Origin of the sequence: Paraburkholderia phymatum STM815 (assembly GCF_000020045.1) — a bacterium.
In the GTDB taxonomy this organism is placed as follows: Bacteria; Pseudomonadota; Gammaproteobacteria; order Burkholderiales; family Burkholderiaceae; genus Paraburkholderia; species Paraburkholderia phymatum.
Genome location: NC_010622.1, coordinates 3,239,335 through 3,256,413 on the forward strand (window position 1 = coordinate 3,239,335; position 17,079 = coordinate 3,256,413).

Below are 17,079 nucleotides of genomic sequence, written 5' to 3' on the forward strand. Positions count from 1 at the left end.
CCGCGCCGATTCTCCCCGAAGACCGCCGCCGACGGCGACGCGCTCACGCGCGCCATCTCGCATATGCGCGACCGATCAGCGCCATCGACTCGCCGCAACAGGACCTGCCAGCAACGCCATTTCTCCCGTCGCAAAGCATGCGCTGCCAAAACGCCGCCCCATCCTTGATGTGTTTTTGATGTTTCGGCGGCAACGCAACGTCCGGATTTCCGGATAAGCTGGTTCGCACACGTGGAGGAAGACGACATGAACCCGAGAACTCAACAGCCGGTTCCAGGCGCGCATGCATGGTTTCGCGAAGCGGACTGTTCCGTCGACGATTTCGCGACGCTGATCGAAACGTCGCGCGAGATGTCTGTGCGCCCGCACTTCGCTGCCGGCCTCACGCACGCCATTCCAGTGTACGACTGCGATGCGCTGAGGTCCATCGTATCCGACCGGGTGCGCCGTCCCGAGCTTCTCACGGAATGGGCGAGCGTGCTGCTCGATGGCGCAGGCGTGTTCGTGCTGCAGCGCGCGTACGAAGACACGGCCGCCGTCGATGACGCAACCGCGATCTTCGAGTCGATCATCCGCCACGAGCGCAAGGCGGGCGGCCGTGCCGACCACTTCGCGAAAGCGGGCGCCAACGACCGGATCTGGAACGCGCAGGAAAAGCTGTGCCTCGCGGCGCCCGACGTTTTTGTGCGCTACTTCGCGAATCCCGTCCTGATGGCGGCCGCCGAGGCGTGGCTCGGACCCGGCTATCAGATGACCTCGCAGGTGAACGTCGTGCGGCCGGGCGGCGAGGCGCAGCAGGCGCACCGTGATTTCCATCTCGGTTTTGTCACCGTCGACGAGGCGCAACGCGTCCCGCCCCACGTGCACGCGATGTCAGCGCTGCTGACTCTGCAAGGCGCCGTCGCGCACACCGACATGCCCGTGGAGAGCGGTCCGACCAAGCTGTTGCCGTTCTCGCAGCGCTATCCGCAAGGCTATGTCGCGTGGCGTCGCGAAGACTTCCGCGCGTATTTCGAAGCGCACTACGCACAGTTACCGCTGCAAAAAGGCGACGCACTGTTCTTCAACCCGGCGCTCTTTCACGCGGCCGGCTCAAATCGCACGCAGGACGTGCAGCGGATGGCGAACCTTCTGCAGGTGTCGTCGGCATATGGGCGCGCGATGGAATCGCTCGACCGGACGAGGATGTGCATTGCCGCGTATCCCGTGCTGCGCGCGATGCAGGCGCAACGCACGCTCGATCCAGAGCAGCTGGCGGCCGTGCTTGCGTCGTGCGCTGACGGCTATGCGTTCCCGACGAATCTCGATCGCAATCCGCCCGTCGGCGGACTCGCGCCCGCGAACCAGCAACAGATCTTCGCGAGGGCGCTCAGTGAAGACTGGCCGGACGAGCAGTTCGCCGCCGCGCTGCACGATCTCGAATTCCGCAACGCGACGCATTGAATTCCCCACCAAGGAGGCAGCATGGTGACAGGCACAATGGGCCGGCGTATCCGGCTGGGGTTGATCGGCGGTGGCCCGGGATCGTTCATCGGCGAGACGCACCGCATCGCAGCACGCCTCGACGGCCACTACGACATCGTTGCGGCGGCGCTGTCGTCCCATCCCGATCGCGCGAGACAGGCGGCGCTGGAACTCGGCGTCGACGGCGAACGCGCCTACACGTCATGGCAACAGATGCTCGACACGGAAGCGGCTCGCCCCGATCGCATCGATGCCGTCGCGGTCATGACGCCCAATGACTCCCATCACCCGATCTGCATGCTGGCGCTCGAGCGCGGCTTTCACGTGATCTGCGACAAGCCGCTCGCGAACGATCTCGCGCAGGCTCGCGAAATCGCCGCCTGCGCGAAGGCGGCCAATGCCGAGTTCTGCGTGACCTATTGCTACACCGGCTTTCCGATGGTGCGCCAGGCGCGCGACATGATACGCGCCGGCGAACTCGGCGAGATCCGTCAGGTGCATCTGCAGTACGTGCAGAGCTATCTGGCGGGCCACGATCAGACGGCGGGCTGGCGAACGGAAGCGGGCCGCGCCGGCAGTTCGCTCGTGCTGATGGATATCGGCACTCACGCGTTTCATCTGGGCGCGTATGTCACGGGGCTGGATGTCACGCGTCTGTGCGCGGATGTCGGCTCGGCGATTCCCGAGCGCGCCTTCGACGATTACGTGTCCGCGCTGCTGCACTATGAGAACGGCGCGCGCGGCTCCCTGTGGGTGACGAATGCCGCAGCAGGTTCCGAGCACGGGTTGAGTTTCCGCGTTCACGGCGACAAGGGCGGACTCGAATGGCATCAGGAGGAACCGAACCGGCTGATTCATCGCCGGCACGATGCGTTCGACGAAATCATCACGCGCCGACTCGGTCCGTCCACGAGCGAAGGCGCGCGGCGCTCGACGCGCATCGCGATCGGCCATCCCGAAGGATATCTGGAAGCGTTTGCGAATCTTTATACGGAGTTCGCACAGCGCGTCGCGGCACGGATCGATGGAAAACCCGGTGACGAGCGGCCGACGCTCTTTCCAGGCGTCAGCGATGGCGTGAAGGGACTCGCGTTCGTCGCGGCATCGGTGAAGAGCATGGCGACGGGCGGATGGCAAGATGTCGAGCGCGCGTAGGCTGGCTCGCTGGAAGAAAAAAGAGCCCTGTTCCGCGGGGGAACAGGGCTCGGTGGATGAGACATATCGAACAGGCGCGTGGATGCTTGCCGACTGCTGCTCATCACGTGAAGCTGTTATTGGCGAACTTTTTTTGCTTCGATTGGCCCCGCGCCTACTCCGTGCTGCTAACCCCAACTGCATACTGAAACGGTGAACTCGGCTGCTAGTGCCGAGTGCTGCTACTTCTACGGCAACTGCGAATACGGCTGCTATTGCGAGAGCTGCTAGTGCTACTTCGGAAACCACCCGCTACTGCGCATACGGCTACTTCGATCATTGCGATTGCTCATGCTTCCATTACGGCTACTTCGACTGCTGGCAACCTGCGGTCATGCGCGACGCAGAGGGGAACCGCGTCGATGGGCTCGTTGTTCCGTCGCTCCATGAAAAGGAGTATAGGAGCGACACTGCGGATCCAATCGGCGGAAGCGAGGGCCATTTGCGCCTCATTTCGCGCGTTTGTTTGCCCGTGTGGCCCCGCGTTGCGTGAACGGCGTGGGCGGCATCGTGCTCAGTTCGCGTAGCGCCTGCTCGTCGCATGCGAACGATAGTGCGTGCCGAATAGCACATCGGGATCGGCGCGATCTTCGATGGGCGTCTCGCTCAGTTCGCGAAACGTCGCAACGAGGCTTTGCCATGACGCGGACCAGCGCGTTTCTCTCAGGCGACTGCCTGTGCTGTCGGTAATGCGCAAAACGCCGGTGTCGGGGAAAAAGGTCAGCGTGACTGCGATTCCATCGATGACACATGTTGCAGTACACGGTTTTGTAGCCAGCACGATCGCCTCCGGTGTGTATGTCAGGTGGTCCGCTTCATTGAGCGGACGCGCCACTCAGGAGCAATGTGTATGCCTGTGAGCTGCACGCAGGCTTTGCGGCTGACCGTCGCGCTCAGGCGGGGCGTGCGGGTCCGCGAGACCGTGCGTCCGAACGGAATCGAGCGCGGAAATCGTTGGTTCATGGCAGACACATCGCGCATACGTCCAACACAGATCCAACATTGCGCCGTGTCGCTCGCTCCCGTTCGTCCGGAAGGCAGATGTAATTGCGTGTTCTGCCTACGCGGCACATGCGTGTTGTTCACCGCTTTTCACTCAATAAGTATGTATACGTAGTAGCAGTTAACAAGCAGCTTCGCCAACTGTGGACAAGCGCCAAATCCGCTTTGCGCTCAACGGATTGTCAAATGGATACCCCTGCGCATAAACATGGGAGCGCTCGCCGCAAGCGTGAATAACTTTGTCCACATGCGTGCTCGCCGCGTGTTTACCCAGAATCTGCCCACAGCAATCGCCTCCGCGATATCCCCATGTTGTCCATAGCGTCGTGTGGATATCTGGATGACAAGCCGACCGCCGCTCGCGCTCCGCGGCGATGGATTTGACCTCTGACGCATGGGTCCTATAACGGAAAGGGCGTGCAACACGAGAGGGAATCTGGACATGATGGAAGACGAATTCAGCGCCTTCGAACATCGGGGCTGGGAGAGGGTCGCGAAGCCTTATCACGCGTATTTCGGCGCGTTGACCAGCCAGTCGCATGCCGCGCTGCTCGATGCGTTGAACGTGCGCCGCGGCGTGCGCTTCCTCGATGTCGCATCGGGCCCGGGCTATCTTGCGGCAGCGGCGGCCCAGCGTAGCGCGGATGTCGTTGGAGTGGACTTCGCCGATTCGATGGTCGATCAGGCAAGGCGCATCTATCCGTCGCTGACTTTTCGCATCGGTAGCGCGGAAGACCTGCCGTTCACCGACGACGGTTTCGATGCCGTCGGCATCAGCTTCGGCATGCTGCACTTCTCGCATCCGGAGAAGGCGCTCGAGGAAGCCTTCCGCGTGCTTCAGCCAGGCGGCAAGGTCGGCTTCACGGTCTGGGCTGCACCGGAGAAGGCCGTCGGCTTCTCTATCGTCCTGAAGGCCATCGAGGCACATGGGCGCATGGACGTGCAGTTGCCGCCCGGCCCGCCATTCTTCCGGTTCAGCGACTGGGCCGAGTGCGAGCGCGTATTGCAGGCGGCGGGCTTTTGCGAGCCGCGCGTTCAGGAAATCGCGCAGACGCTGCATGCGCCGTCGCCCGATGCGCTGTTCGACATGTTGATGCGCGGCGGCGTGCGCGTTTCGGCGATTCTGAATGCGCAAACGCCCGAAGCGCTGGCCGCGATCGCCAAAGCGGTACACGACGGCGCTGCCCGCTATGGGAGCGATGAGGGCGGCGGCGAAGTCTGCATCCCGATGCCGTGCGTGCTGGCCAGCGCAACGAAGCCCTGAGCGGACGGGAGTGAGGGAGGGAAGAAGAAGAGAAGAACTCGAACCGGCCGGTTCTGAATACGTCCGCGATTGCGGCGCCGTATCCAGAACGCGTATGAAGCGACTACAACCTCACTCCACCGTCACCGACTTCGCGAGATTGCGCGGCTTGTCGACGTCCGTACCGCGTGCGCAAGCCGTGTGATACGCGAGCATCTGCAGAGGCACGACATGCAGGATCGGCGACAGCGGGCCGTAGTGTTCCGGCATGCGGATCACGTGCAGCCCTTCGTCGTTGACGATCTTCGTGTCGGCGTCGGCGAACACATACAGTTGGCCGCCGCGTGCACGCACTTCCTGAATGTTCGACTTGAGCTTCTCGAGCAGCGCATCGTTCGGCGCGACCGTCACGACGGGCATCGCTTCCGTGACGAGCGCAAGCGGCCCATGCTTGAGTTCGCCCGCCGGATAAGCCTCCGCGTGAATGTACGAAATTTCCTTCAGCTTTAGCGCGCCTTCCAGTGCGATCGGATAGTGCAGGCCGCGGCCGAGGAACAGCGCGTTCTCTTTGCGCGAGAATTCTTCCGACCACGCGATGATCTGCGGCTCCAGCGCCAGCACGCTGTTGAGCGCGGCAGGCAGGTGGCGCAACTGGCGAATATAGTCCGCTTCCTGCGCCGCGCTGACGTGACCGCGCATCTTGCCGAGCGTCGCGGCAAGCACAAACAGCGCGACGAGCTGGGTCGTGAATGCCTTCGTCGATGCGACGCCGATTTCGCGCCCGGCGTGCGTGAGGAACGACAGCTCCGTGAGGCGCACCATCGCGCTCGTGCCGACGTTGCATACCGACAGCGTGTGCTTGTGACCCAGCGCTTGCGCATGCTTGAGCGCCGCGAGCGTGTCGGCCGTTTCGCCCGATTGCGAAATCACGACGACCAGCGACTTCGGATTCGGCACCGAATCGCGATAACGGTATTCGCTGGCGATTTCGACCTGGGTCGGAATCTTCGCCACCGATTCGAGCCAGTACTTCGCCGTCAGGCCCGAGTAGTAGCTCGTGCCGCACGCGAGAATCAGCAGGTTGTCGATTTCGGAAAACGCTTTTCCTGCGTCTTCGCCGAACAGCGATGCATTGAACGCATCGGCTTGAGGGATCGTGTCGGTGATCGCGCGCGGCTGCTCGAAGATTTCCTTCTGCATGAAGTGTCGATACGGCCCGAGTTCGACCGCGCCGCCGTAAGCCGCGACCTGACGCACTTCGCGATGGGCGGGCTTGCCGTCGCGATCGAACACGCGCACCTTTTCCAGCGTCAGTTCGCAGACGTCGCCTTCTTCGAGGAAGATGAAACGGTCGGTGCTGCCCGCCAGCGCGAGCGCGTCCGACGCGAGGAAATTCTCGCCTTCGCCGAGACCGACGACGAGCGGCGAGCCCTGGCGCGCGCCGACCACCGTATTCGGCTGGCGCTTGTGCAACACGGCGATCGCATATGCGCCGTGCAGCTGCGCCGTCGCTTCTTGCACGGCCGCGAACAGATCGTCGCGATACAGGCTATGGATGAGATGCGCGATCACTTCCGTATCGGTCTGCGAGACGAACGCGTAGCCTTTGCCGCGCAGCATCTCGCGCAGCGACTCGTAGTTCTCGATGATGCCGTTGTGCACGAGCGCCAGTTCGTTGCGCGAGAAGATCGGATGCGCGTTATCCGTGACGGGCGCACCGTGCGTGGCCCAGCGCGTATGCGCGATCCCCGTAGCGCCTTCGAGACGCGTCTCGCGCACCTGGTCGTCGAGATCGGCCACGCGCGCGACGCTGCGTGCCCGCTTCGGCTCGCCGTCCGCCAGTACGGCGACGCCGCACGAGTCATAGCCGCGATATTCGAGGCGACGCAGTCCTTCGATCAAGACGGAAACGATGTTTCGCTGGGCAACAGCGCCGACAATGCCGCACATATTCAATGGTCCTTTGCAGAGTTGGGGGTCGTGGCGCGTCTCGCGCACGCGTTTCCCTTAGCTTTTCTTTTTCGTTGGGCGCACGTAGCCGGTTTTGCCGATCTGGGTCTTTTCGTTGAGCACCAGCAGGCCTTCTTCGACATCCTTCCAGACCGTCGTGCCCGCCGCGATCGTCACACCGCGGCCGACGCGCACGGGCGCCACCAGTTGCGTATCCGAGCCGACGAACACATCGTCTTCGATGATCGTGCGGAACTTGTTCGCACCGTCGTAGTTGCAGGTGATCGTGCCCGCGCCGATGTTCACTCGCGCGCCGACATCTGAATCGCCGATGTACGACAAGTGATTCGCCTTCGAACCATGACCGAGCACCGCGTTCTTCACTTCGACGAAATTGCCGATGTGCGTCTCGTCCGACAGCGTTGCGCCCGGACGCAGGCGCGCATACGGACCAAGCACGGCTTGCGCGCCGACTTGCGCGCCTTCGATATGCGTGTAGGCGTCGATGCGCGTACCCGCGCCAATCGTCGCATTGCGGATCACGCAGTTCGGCCCGATCGATACGTTGTCCCCCAGCGTCACCTTGCCTTCGAACACGCAGTTCACGTCGATCGACACGTCGCGGCCGCATTCGAGCGTACCGCGCACGTCGATGCGCGCCGGGTCGGCAATCGTCACGCCCGCCACAAGAAGATCGTCCGCGACGTTGCGCTGATGAATGCGTTCGAGTTCGGCAAGCTGCTGCTTGCTGTTGACGCCGAGCGTCTCCCATTCTTCATCGGGCTGCGCGGTGACGACTTCGATGCCCGCTTCGATAGCCAGTTCGACGACGTCGGTCAGATAGAACTCGCCCTGCGCATTCTCGTTCTTCAGCGAAGACAACCAGCCGTCGAGACGCTTCGTCGGCATCACGACGATGCCCGTGTTGATCTCTGCGATCTTCTGCTGTTCGGCCGTCGCGTCCTTCTGTTCGACGATGCGCTCGACCTTGCCTTGCGCGTCGCGCACGATGCGGCCGTAGCCCGTGGGATCGTCGAGCGTCACGGTCAGCACGCCGTAGCCGTCATGGCCCGCCGCGTCCGTCAGACGCTTGAGCGTGCTTGCCTTCGTGAGCGGCACGTCGCCGTACAGCACGAGCGTCGGCGCCGACGGATCGAGCAGCGGCAGCGCCTGCTGCACCGCGTGGCCCGTGCCAAGCTGCTGTTCCTGCAACGCAAATTGCACGTCGGACGCGGCCACCGCCGTGCGCACCTGATCGGCACCATGACCGACCACGACGACCAGTCGCGTCGGATTCAGCGTGCGGGCAGTGTCGATGACGTGAGCGAGAAGCGGCCGACCGGCCAGGGGATGAAGCACCTTTGGCAATGCCGAGCGCATGCGCTTGCCGGTGCCTGCCGCCAGAATCACGATGTTCATGACGTGGGCGTATTTGACGAGTTTGGAGTGCGCGATTTTAGCACGCTGGATGTGTCTGCATCGCCCCGCAAATGCCTGTTTTCAAAGGCTTTGCGGGGAGTGCAAGGTGTCAGATGTCGTCAAACTGAACGAACGAAACCGTTTGCGATGGCCGCTGCGTCTGGTTCGACGCGGAATCGGCCGAACACGGTTCTTCGTCGAAAGCGATGTCGCCATGCGGGTCCGCTTCGCCCGTCGCGCGCAGACTCGCGAACGGAAAAAGTTTGTGATCCATCAGGTGCGACGGCACCACGTTCGACAATGCGTTGAACATGTTGTCGACGCGCCCCGGGAAGCGCTTGTCCCACTCGCGGATCAGCGCCTTCATTTCCGCGCGTTTCAGGTTCGGCTGGCTGCCGCACAGGTTGCACGGGATGATCGGGAATTGACGCAGTTCCGCGTACTTCTCGAGGTCCGTTTCCTTCACATACGCGAGCGGACGAATCACGACGTTCTTGCCGTCGTCGGATTGCAGCTTGGGCGGCATGCCCTTCAGCTTGCCGCCGTAGAACAGGTTCAGCAGCAGCGTCTGCAGGATGTCGTCGCGATGATGGCCGAGCGCGATCTTCGTCGCGCCGAGCTCGCCCGCCACGCGGTAGAGAATGCCGCGGCGCAGGCGCGAGCATAGCGAGCACGTTGTCTTGCCCTCGGGTACGAGGCGCTTGACGATGCTGTACGTGTCCTGATTCTCGATGTGATACGGAATGTCGAGCTTGCTCAGATACTCGGGCAGCACGTGTTCCGGAAAGCCCGGCTGCTTCTGGTCGAGATTCACGGCGACGATGTCGAAGTGAATCGGCGCGCGCTCGCGCAGGCGCATCAGGACATCCAGCATCGCGTAGCTGTCCTTGCCGCCCGACAGGCACACCATCACCTTGTCGCCATCCTCGATCATGTTGAAGTCGCCGATCGCCTGGCCGACCTGGCGCGCGAGGCGCTTGAACAGCTTGTTGTTCTCGTACTGCTCTTTCTGCTCGCGACGCGTGTGCGCGCGCTTGCGCTCGGCCTCGCTGGCGGCGGGGGCTTCTTCGGTAACGGGCGCGTTCGCTTCGAGGCCCGTCAGGGTGTCGGGAGCGTTCATCGCTCAGTCCTCTTTGATCTGGAAGACCTCGACGCCCACGGCGTCGCAGTCGGGATAGACATCGGGCTTTTCCGTCGACAGACGCACGCCCCGCACTTGCGGATGCGCGAGCAGCGCTTTCGCAAGGTCGTCGCAAAGCGTTTCCTGCAAATGGATGTGCCCCTGGCTGACGCGCGCCGCGATCGTCGAGCGCATGAAGTCGTAGTCGACGACCTCGCGCAGTTTGTCTTCGACGGGCGTCGACTGCGCGAGCGGCACGAACAGTTCGACATTGATCACCACGCGCTGCTCGCCGCGCTTTTCGAAATCGTGCACGCCGATGTTGATGTGCACCTCGTAGTTGCGCAGAAAGAGCCGGCGGCAATCAGCAAGCCGGGGATGAAGCAAGGCGGACATGTTCGTTCCAGTACAAAAGTTGCTGCTTAAGTTGCAATTGGGCGCGCTTCGGACGCGCCGGTGGGCGCGCCGTCTAGCCGTCGCCGCCCGTCAAGAACATCACGTCGCGCGGCAGCGGCACGAGATGCTGGCCGCCATCGACGACAAGCGTCGTGCCCGTCACGCCGCGCGCATCCGCGAGATACAGCGCCGCCGCGACGAGATCCTCGACGCGCGACGCCCGGCCGAGCGGCGTCACCTTGTGCGCATCCGCGAAGCTGGCTGGCGTCTGATCGCCCGATTGCAGCGTGAGGCCTGGCGCGAGACCCACGACACGCACCTTCGGCGCCAGCGCCTGCGCGAGCGCGACGGTCGCCGTGCCGAGCGCGGCCTTCGACAGTGTGTACGACAGGTAATCCGGATTCATGTTGTACAGCTTCTGGTCGAGCACGTTGATCACGCACGTGCGCAGCGATTCATCGTGCCGCGCGTCGTCCGGCGTGACTTCGTGCAGCATCCGCGCAAGCACGAGCGGCGCGCCGAGGTTGATCGACGTCAGGTGCAGCAGCTTCGCGTAACCGACATCGAACGCGGTGTCCTCGTCGAACAGCGACGCGTTGTTCACGATGCAGGACGGACGCCCGAGCGCCGCCATGCAATCGGGCACGAGCCGCTCGACTTCCGCCTCGACGGACAGATCCGCCTTCAGCGCGACCGCCCGCCGTCCCAGCGCGGCGATTTCGGCGACTACGCCGTCGGCCTGTTCCTGCGACGACCCGTAATGCACCGCCACGTCCCAGCCCGCCGCGGCGAACCCGACGGCCAGCCCTCTGCCGATCCGATGCGCGGCGCCCGTGACGAGCACGGTGCGGACGGGCCGGTGCGGCTGGGCGCGGGCGGCGAAGGTATCGTTCGAGACGGTCATTTACAATGCGGGGATGAATCCGAAAGCTCACCAACCCGATAGTTTACCTGCTCCCGGCCCGACCGCGCTCGCGCAGTCCGAAGCGCTGGTTTCGCGGATTCGCGCTGAGATCGATGCAAACGGCGGCTGGATGCCGTTCGATCGCTACATGGAGCGCGCGTTGTACGCGCCGGGACTGGGCTACTACAGCGGCGGCGCTGTCAAGTTCGGGCGCCGCGCCGAGGACGGCAGCGACTTCGTGACGGCGCCGGAACTGTCGCCGCTGTTTGCCGGCACGCTCGCGCGGCCCGTCGCGCAGGCGCTCGAAATGAGCGGCACACGCCATGTGATGGAATTCGGCGCGGGCACGGGCAAGCTCGCGTCCGGTTTGCTGAATGCGCTGTTCGAACTCGGTGCGCCGTTCGACACCTACTCGATCGTCGATCTGTCCGGCGAATTGCGCGAACGTCAGCGCGAAACCATCGATGCTCTCGCGCCGGCGCTCGCTCCCCGTGTGCGCTGGCTCGACGCGCTGCCGAAAGCGTTCGAAGGCGTCGTGGTCGGCAACGAAGTGCTCGACGCGATGCCCGTGCGGCTGTTCGCGCGCGCCAGCGGAACGTGGCATGAGCGCGGCGTCGCGGCAGAAGGCGGCATGCTGCGGTTCGAGGACCGTCCCCTCCCGTCGACGCACGATGCCGCCTTTCTGCGCGATCTGGACATCGAAGGCGACGCGGACTACGTCACGGAAACGCACGAAGCCGCCCTCGCCTTCACGCGCACCGTCTGCACGATGCTGACACGCGGCGCGGTGTTCCTGATCGACTATGGCTTTCCGCGTCACGAGTACTATCACGCGCAGCGCGCACAGGGCACGCTGATGTGCCACTACCGGCACCGTGCGCACGGCGATCCGTTTCTCTACCCGGGCTTGCAGGACATCACCGCGCACGTGGAATTCACGGGAATCGCCGAAGCGGGCGTCGATGCGGGCGCGGACCTGCTCGGCTATACGTCGCAGGCGCGCTTTCTGATGAACGCAGGCATCACGGAAGCATTGAGCGCAATCGATCCGTCCGACATCCCGAACTTCCTGCCCGCCGCCAACGCGGTCCAGAAACTGCTGTCGGAAGCGGAAATGGGCGAACTGTTCAAGGTGATCGCGTTCTCGCGCGGCATCGACGGCACGCTCGATGCATTTGCGCGCGGCGACCGCTCCCATACGCTCTGAAGCACTCTGATTCGAGGCGCACCGATGATCCGCTGGCTGCTGACTACCTTCATCGCGGTGGCCGTGCTGTCGTCGTGCTGGCCGTGGCTGCGCAAGCTGGGTATCGGCAGGTTGCCGGGCGACGTCACGCTGCGGCTGTTCGGAAAGGAATATCCGTTTCCCTTCATGTCGACGCTGGTGCTGTCGATGCTGCTGTCGCTGATCGCCCGGCTGCTTTAACTACGCTTGCCCGGAAGGCGCTTCGTTCAGCGCTTTTGCCACGGCCCGCACGCGCTCGCGATGCACGGCGTCTTTGATCTCCGCGGGACTGTTTTCATACGACTTCGCTACCGCGCCGGCATCGACGGCGCGCGCCGCGACGAGCGCCTGACGCAAACGCTCGGCCTGCGGATACGCGTTCGCTTCGAAGCCTAACCGGCCGCGCGCGTCGGCCTCGCAGGCCTGCAATGCTTCGGCAAAACGCGCCGGCTTGCGCAGCGCGTCGCTGCGCTCGAAAAGCCGCACGAGACCGGCCGCCTTCGTTTCCATCACGCGATGGATGTTGCCGTGCTCGCGCGCCACCAGCAGCGCGAGATCGCGGCATTCGTTCGGCACGCGCAAACGCTCGCACAGCGGCTTGAGCAGATCGACGCTGCGCCCTTCGTGGCCGATATGACGCGGCAACACGTCTTCGGGCGTGGTCGCCTTGCCCAGATCGTGTGTGAGCGCGGCGAAGCGAACGGCCAGCGCATAGTTCTGCGCGGCCGCGTGATCCACGACCATCATCACATGCACACCCGTATCCACTTCCGGGTGATAGTCGGCGCGTTGGGGCACGCCATAGAGCGCGTCGATCTCCGGCAGAACGCGCGCGAGTGCGCCGCAGTCGCGCAGCACCTCGAACATGCGCGACGGCTTCTTCTCCATCAAGCCGCGCGACACTTCCTGCCACACGCGCTCCGGCACGAGTGCATCGACTTCGCCCGCCTCGACCATCTTGCGCATCAGCGCGAGCGTCTCGGGTGCGACGCTGAAATCCGCAAAGCGCGCCGAAAAGCGCGCGACGCGCAGAATGCGCACGGGATCTTCGAGAAACGCGTCGCTGACATGACGGAACACGCGGTGCTCGAGGTCTTCCCGGCCGTTGAACGGATCGATCACCGGGCCGATGAGCGCGCCGTCAGGCGTAACCTCGCGCGCCATCGCATTGATCGTCAGGTCGCGTCGCGCGAGGTCGTCTTCCAGCGTGACATCGGGTGCGTAGAAAAACTGAAAGCCGTGATAACCCGCCGATGTCTTGCGCTCCGTACGCGCGAGCGCGTATTCCTCCTGCGTGTCGGGATGCAGGAACACCGGAAAGTCCTTGCCGACGGGGCGAAAGCCCTGCGCGATCATCTGCTCGGGCGTCGCGCCGACCACCACGTAATCGCGATCCTGCACGGGCATGCCGAGCAGTTCATCGCGGATCGCACCGCCTACTGCGTAGATATTCATGCGCAAACGTCGTACTTGGCGATGTCATGGCCTTCGCGCAAGGCATCGCTAATCCACGCGGCGACGGCCGGTTGTTCCGTTACGCGGCGCGCGTAAGCACCCGCCGCTGCCGACAGCTTCGGCTGCCACGTGTTGAAACGCATCACGACGGGCGCGTACATTGCGTCCGCAATCGTGAAGTCGCCGAACAGGAACGGACCGCCATAAGTTTCGAGGCATTCGCTCCAGATCGCGTCGATGCGCGCGATGTCGGCGAGTGCGCCGGGCGTCGCGCCCTTGCCAGGAAACGACGCGCGAATGTTCATCCACATGTTCGAGCGCAGATCGCCGAAACCGGAATGCATTTCGGCGCTAACGCTGCGCGCACGGCCACGCGCAACGGCGTCGCGCGGCCACAGCGCGTGCTGCGGGTGACGTTCTGCAAGCGTCTCGCAGATCGCGAGCGAATCCCACACGGTGACGCCGTCGTCCGTCAGCAGGCTCGGCACCTTCCCCGAAGGCGAGTGCGCGAGGATCGACGCTTTCGTCTCGGGTTCGAACAGCGGAATCATGATTTCTTCGAACGCAATGCCGAAGTGCTTGAGTACGAGCCAAGGCCGCATTGACCAGGACGAATAGTTCTTGTCGCCGATAATGAGTTTCATGCTTCGCGATAGAGTGGGTTGAACGGCACAGTTTAACGGCCCGCGCTCGCGCGGAACGCATTGAAGCGCGAACGGAACGACGAGCCCGTCAGGTATACGGGTGCGATGGTTTCGATGCTGGCGGGCTCAATATCGAGTTCGGGCGCGAGGGGTGCGCTCAGTACGGCATCGATCTTCATCGAGTCGAGATTGTCGCGCGACAGTACCGGCTCCCCGGGCGCGAGTTCGAATGACAGCGCCTGCAGACGCGCCAGCGAATCGGGCAGCCGCACGATGCGCGCATGCTTGCCGATTACGTCGCCGCAATATTCGACGAGTGCTTCGAGCGTGTAGACGGAAGGACCGCCCAGCTCATACGTGCGCCCCGTCGAGGCGTCGAGGTCCAGCACGTTCACGATTGCCTTCGCGACATCGCCGACAAAGATCGGTTGAAAGCGCGCGCCGGCCTTGGCGAGCGGGATGACGGGAAACATGCGCTGCAGGAACGCGAACTTGTTGAGGAACTGGTCTTCGGGACCGAACACAACCGAGGGACGAAAGATCGTCGACGCCAGCATCGACGATGCGTGAATCGCGCGCTCGCCATCGCCCTTCGAGCGCAGATACATGCTCGGCCCACGCGGGTCGGCGCCGATCGCGCTGACGTGGATCAGCCGGTGCACGCTCTTGCCTTCGCAGGCGGAGACGATCCTGGTTGGCAATTCGACGTGCGCTTTCGCGAACTCGGGTCCATACGGATCGCCGCGACGGCCGTGCAGCACGCCGACCAGATTGACCACGGCGTCCGCGCCCTCGACGAAACGCGCGAGCTGAATGGGATCGAACACGTCGGTTTCCACCACGTCGATGGGAAGCAGCGTGAGATGCCGCGCGTTATAGCGGCGGCGGGTGGCGATGCGCACCGTCTTGCCGATTTCGACGAGCGCGTTGACGAGATGACTGCCGATAAAACCGGAACCGCCGATGACCGCGATGGTTTGATGTCGCATTTTTCGACTCCCTGATGGAAGCCGCGGCAACGGCTGAGGTTCGAGCGCCGCCGCTTGCGTGACGGGTCACGCGGCGGCGGCATGGCGCATCGTTACTGCAACGGCTGGATATAACCCAGACGCGCCTTCAGCGATTGCGGACGGCCTTCGAACAACGCCGCATAGTAGACGGTGTTGGACAGCACGTTCTTCACGTAGTCGCGCGTTTCCTGGAACGGAATCGCTTCCGCGAAAATCGCGCCTTCGACACCGCGCGGCAACGACGCGCGCCAGTTGCGCGGACGGCCCGGACCTGCGTTGTAGCCCGCCGTGGCGAGCACGGCGGAGCCGTCGAACTCATTGTAGATCATCGACAGATAGTTCGTGCCGAGCAGGATATTGGTGTTGATGTCGTTCATCTGGGCACGCGAGATGGTGCCGAGGCCGATCTTCTTCGCGACCAGTTGCGCCGTGCCCGGCATCAGCTGCATCAGGCCGCTCGCGCCGACCTCCGAGCGCGCGTTCATGATGAAGCGCGATTCCTGACGGATCAGACCATACGCCCATTCGACATCGAGCCCGTTCGACTGCGCGTCGCGCTCGACGATATCGCGGAACGGCGACAGGAAGCGCAGCGAGAAGTCGTGCTCGGTCTTCGTGCGATCGGCCGTATTCACTGCGCGGTCATAGAGCTCGATACGGCGCGCATATTCGGCGGCGGCGATCAGTTGACGGTCGGTCATGCTGCGCAACGGCCAGTTCCATTCGCGGTTGCCTTCGAGCCGCAGATTCAGCTGATAGAACTTCTGGGCAAGCGCGAAGCCGGGCGTGTCGCCCGCCTGTTGCACTTCGGCATCGGTGACGGTGGTTTTCGGCGGCACGACGATCTTCTGGCCGAGTTCTTCGGCGGCAAGCTGGCCGTAGAAGTTGTACTGCTGCGCGATCGACTCGAATTCCTGATTGGCCGTCGTCACGTCGCCCGCCGCCTTGATAGCGCGCGCGTGCCAGTAGGCCCACGCGGGCTGGCTGCGCAATGAAGGCGGCATTTGCTCGATCGACCAGCGCACCATCGTCCAGTCGCCGGCAAGAAGCGCGACGCGCGTGCGCCATTCGTAAGCGGGCGTGGACAGCGGTGCATTCGCCGACAGGCGATACCAGTCGACGGCGCCCGGCATCTGCTTCGCAGCGGCCTGATACGCAATCGTGCCCCAGCCGATCCCGCGTTCGGGCGACGTCAGCGAAGGTGCGACCGAGCCGAAGGTGGCGGCTGCCATGGCGGGATCGTTGCGGGCCATGCGCGTGATCGCGAGCAGCGCGAGCTGATGCGATTGCGGATCGGCGCCGACACCGCGCGCGAGCAGCAACGGCGGCGTAGTTGCGGCCTGATCGAACAGCGTCGGATCGGGACGGTTGTTGCCCAGTGCGTCGACGAGCTTCGCGCCCGTGCTGGTCTGGTTCTGTTCGTACGCGAGACGGATCTGCTGCCATACGTCGTCGGTCGTGAACTGCTGGCTGATCGCCAGCGAGGTGATGAGATCGACGCAGCCGTCGCCGTAATAGCGCGGCTCGACGAGCAGCGCGCGCGCTGCGTCGACGACGTTCTCGCCTTTCGCCGCGCGCGATTCGAGCGCGTAGCACTTCACCTGGGTGTCGTCGTTCAGCACGAAGCGCGCGTATTGCTGGTCGAAGTTGCGCCAGTCGTGTCGTGCGCCGAGCACGACCAGGTAGTCGTTGCGCATGCGGTCGGCGATGGCCTGGCCGTCGTAGCGTTGCAAGAACGACAGCACGGGTGCGTCGGCTGCGTCGATGCGCGGATGGCCCGAGCCGTCGAACAGTTGCGGCTTCAGCTGGAAGTATTCGAGGTACGCGGGCGCCGGATAGTCCGGAATCATCGCCGCGAGTTGCGCAGCGCGGCCTGCGTCGTTGTTGCGCGCTGCCTCGCGCAACTGCACGAAAATCTGGTCGTCGTTGGTGAGTTGGGAGAGCTGGATGGGCTTGACCGCGGAGGCCGTGCTGCACGCGACGAGTGCCGCCGCGGCGAGCGCCAGACTGGCCGCGCGATATACTCGGAAAAGGCGTTTGGACATCGTTATTT

General features: G+C 63.8%; 15 protein-coding genes. 5 read left to right on the forward strand and 10 right to left on the reverse strand.

All coding sequences use genetic code 11. From position 1 onward, the window contains the following. Nucleotides 1-246 precede the first annotated feature (246 nt). Both BPHY_RS14705 and BPHY_RS14710 read left to right on the forward strand, forming a co-directional pair. Nucleotides 247-1,443, forward strand: coding sequence for a phytanoyl-CoA dioxygenase family protein (locus BPHY_RS14705; protein WP_012402236.1), 1,197 nt, complete (start codon nt 247-249; stop codon nt 1,441-1,443). Between the two features lie 21 nt (nt 1,444-1,464). Continuing rightward, nucleotides 1,465-2,619, forward strand: a complete 1,155-nt coding sequence (locus tag BPHY_RS14710) for a Gfo/Idh/MocA family protein (RefSeq protein ID WP_012402237.1) — start codon at nt 1,465-1,467, stop codon at nt 2,617-2,619. 553 nt (nt 2,620-3,172) lie between these two features. On the opposite strand, the gene BPHY_RS14715 is transcribed toward BPHY_RS14710, so the two are convergent. Beyond that, nucleotides 3,173-3,439 (reverse strand): hypothetical protein, encoded by a 267-nt coding sequence (locus tag BPHY_RS14715; protein WP_012402238.1) that lies wholly within the window; start codon nt 3,437-3,439, stop codon nt 3,173-3,175. Between the two features lie 663 nt (nt 3,440-4,102). Between BPHY_RS14715 and BPHY_RS14720 the strand changes: the two genes are divergently transcribed. Next, entirely contained in the window at nt 4,103-4,924 is an 822-nt protein-coding gene (locus BPHY_RS14720) for a class I SAM-dependent methyltransferase (protein ID WP_012402240.1), read from the forward strand. A 111-nt stretch (nt 4,925-5,035) separates the two neighbouring features. On the opposite strand, the gene glmS is transcribed toward BPHY_RS14720, so the two are convergent. The 5 genes from glmS to BPHY_RS14745 all read right to left on the reverse strand — a co-directional run bounded on the left by glmS (nt 5,036) and on the right by BPHY_RS14745 (nt 10,692). Continuing rightward, on the reverse strand, nt 5,036-6,853 hold the full coding sequence (glmS, locus tag BPHY_RS14725) for a glutamine--fructose-6-phosphate transaminase (isomerizing) (RefSeq protein WP_012402241.1): 1,818 nt from the start codon (nt 6,851-6,853) through the stop codon (nt 5,036-5,038). Between the two features lie 57 nt (nt 6,854-6,910). Next, entirely contained in the window at nt 6,911-8,272 is a 1,362-nt protein-coding gene (gene glmU, locus BPHY_RS14730; RefSeq protein ID WP_012402242.1) for a bifunctional UDP-N-acetylglucosamine diphosphorylase/glucosamine-1-phosphate N-acetyltransferase GlmU, read from the reverse strand. 109 nt (nt 8,273-8,381) lie between these two features. Next, complete coding sequence (gene ttcA / locus BPHY_RS14735) at nt 8,382-9,392, reverse strand: tRNA 2-thiocytidine(32) synthetase TtcA (protein WP_012402243.1); 1,011 nt, start codon at nt 9,390-9,392, stop codon at nt 8,382-8,384. 3 nt (nt 9,393-9,395) lie between these two features. Beyond that, nucleotides 9,396-9,788, reverse strand: coding sequence for a dihydroneopterin aldolase (locus BPHY_RS14740; protein ID WP_012402244.1), 393 nt, complete (start codon nt 9,786-9,788; stop codon nt 9,396-9,398). A gap of 73 nt (nt 9,789-9,861) precedes the next feature. Next, nucleotides 9,862-10,692 carry an SDR family oxidoreductase gene (locus BPHY_RS14745; protein WP_012402245.1) on the reverse strand — a complete coding sequence of 277 codons (831 nt, stop codon included), beginning with the start codon at nt 10,690-10,692 and terminating at the stop codon, nt 9,862-9,864. Nucleotides 10,693-10,705: 13 nt separating this feature from the next. Here BPHY_RS14745 and BPHY_RS14750 point away from each other — a divergent pair, with 13 nt between their 5' ends. Together BPHY_RS14750 and BPHY_RS14755 are read left to right on the forward strand one after the other, a co-directional pair. Beyond that, entirely contained in the window at nt 10,706-11,899 is a 1,194-nt protein-coding gene (locus BPHY_RS14750) for a class I SAM-dependent methyltransferase (protein WP_012402246.1), read from the forward strand. Nucleotides 11,900-11,923: 24 nt separating this feature from the next. Further along, a complete protein-coding gene (locus tag BPHY_RS14755) occupies nt 11,924-12,118 on the forward strand; it encodes a DUF2905 domain-containing protein (RefSeq protein ID WP_012402247.1) in 195 nt (64 codons plus the stop codon). Here BPHY_RS14755 and BPHY_RS14760 read toward each other — a convergent pair whose 3' ends face one another. The 4 genes from BPHY_RS14760 to BPHY_RS14775 all read right to left on the reverse strand — a co-directional run bounded on the left by BPHY_RS14760 (nt 12,119) and on the right by BPHY_RS14775 (nt 17,071). Further along, the gene (locus tag BPHY_RS14760) at nt 12,119-13,372 is read right to left on the reverse strand and encodes a multifunctional CCA addition/repair protein (protein ID WP_012402248.1); all 1,254 of its coding nucleotides are present in this window, start codon (nt 13,370-13,372) and stop codon (nt 12,119-12,121) included. After that, nucleotides 13,369-14,016 carry a glutathione S-transferase family protein gene (locus BPHY_RS14765; protein WP_012402249.1) on the reverse strand — a complete coding sequence of 216 codons (648 nt, stop codon included), beginning with the start codon at nt 14,014-14,016 and terminating at the stop codon, nt 13,369-13,371. The genes BPHY_RS14760 and BPHY_RS14765 overlap by 4 nt, the downstream gene beginning before the upstream one ends. 32 nt (nt 14,017-14,048) lie before the next feature. Continuing rightward, nucleotides 14,049-15,005, reverse strand: a complete 957-nt coding sequence (locus BPHY_RS14770) for a complex I NDUFA9 subunit family protein (RefSeq protein WP_012402250.1) — start codon at nt 15,003-15,005, stop codon at nt 14,049-14,051. 92 nt (nt 15,006-15,097) lie between these two features. Further along, nucleotides 15,098-17,071: a lytic transglycosylase domain-containing protein gene (locus BPHY_RS14775; RefSeq protein ID WP_012402251.1), complete on the reverse strand. Its 1,974-nt coding sequence runs from the start codon at nt 17,069-17,071 to the stop codon at nt 15,098-15,100. Between the last annotated feature and the right edge of the window lie 8 nt (nt 17,072-17,079).

Excerpts from the sequence above, each read along its gene's own strand:
- glmU (WP_012402242.1), bottom strand. The coding sequence starts at position 8,272 with ATGAACATCGTGATTCTGGCGGCAGGCACCGGCAAGCGCATGCGCTCG.
- BPHY_RS14765 (WP_012402249.1), bottom strand. The coding sequence starts at position 14,016 with ATGAAACTCATTATCGGCGACAAGAACTATTCGTCCTGGTCAATGCGG.
- ttcA (WP_012402243.1), bottom strand. The coding sequence starts at position 9,392 with ATGAACGCTCCCGACACCCTGACGGGCCTCGAAGCGAACGCGCCCGTT.
- BPHY_RS14745 (WP_012402245.1), bottom strand. The coding sequence starts at position 10,692 with ATGACCGTCTCGAACGATACCTTCGCCGCCCGCGCCCAGCCGCACCGG.
- BPHY_RS14705 (WP_012402236.1), top strand. The coding sequence starts at position 247 with ATGAACCCGAGAACTCAACAGCCGGTTCCAGGCGCGCATGCATGGTTT.
- glmS (WP_012402241.1), bottom strand. The coding sequence starts at position 6,853 with ATGTGCGGCATTGTCGGCGCTGTTGCCCAGCGAAACATCGTTTCCGTC.
- BPHY_RS14710 (WP_012402237.1), top strand. The coding sequence starts at position 1,465 with ATGGTGACAGGCACAATGGGCCGGCGTATCCGGCTGGGGTTGATCGGC.
- BPHY_RS14740 (WP_012402244.1), bottom strand. The coding sequence starts at position 9,788 with ATGTCCGCCTTGCTTCATCCCCGGCTTGCTGATTGCCGCCGGCTCTTT.
- BPHY_RS14720 (WP_012402240.1), top strand. The coding sequence starts at position 4,103 with ATGATGGAAGACGAATTCAGCGCCTTCGAACATCGGGGCTGGGAGAGG.
- BPHY_RS14750 (WP_012402246.1), top strand. The coding sequence starts at position 10,706 with ATGAATCCGAAAGCTCACCAACCCGATAGTTTACCTGCTCCCGGCCCG.
- BPHY_RS14770 (WP_012402250.1), bottom strand. The coding sequence starts at position 15,005 with ATGCGACATCAAACCATCGCGGTCATCGGCGGTTCCGGTTTTATCGGC.
- BPHY_RS14775 (WP_012402251.1), bottom strand. The coding sequence starts at position 17,071 with ATGTCCAAACGCCTTTTCCGAGTATATCGCGCGGCCAGTCTGGCGCTC.
- BPHY_RS14760 (WP_012402248.1), bottom strand. The coding sequence starts at position 13,372 with ATGAATATCTACGCAGTAGGCGGTGCGATCCGCGATGAACTGCTCGGC.
- BPHY_RS14755 (WP_012402247.1), top strand. The coding sequence starts at position 11,924 with ATGATCCGCTGGCTGCTGACTACCTTCATCGCGGTGGCCGTGCTGTCG.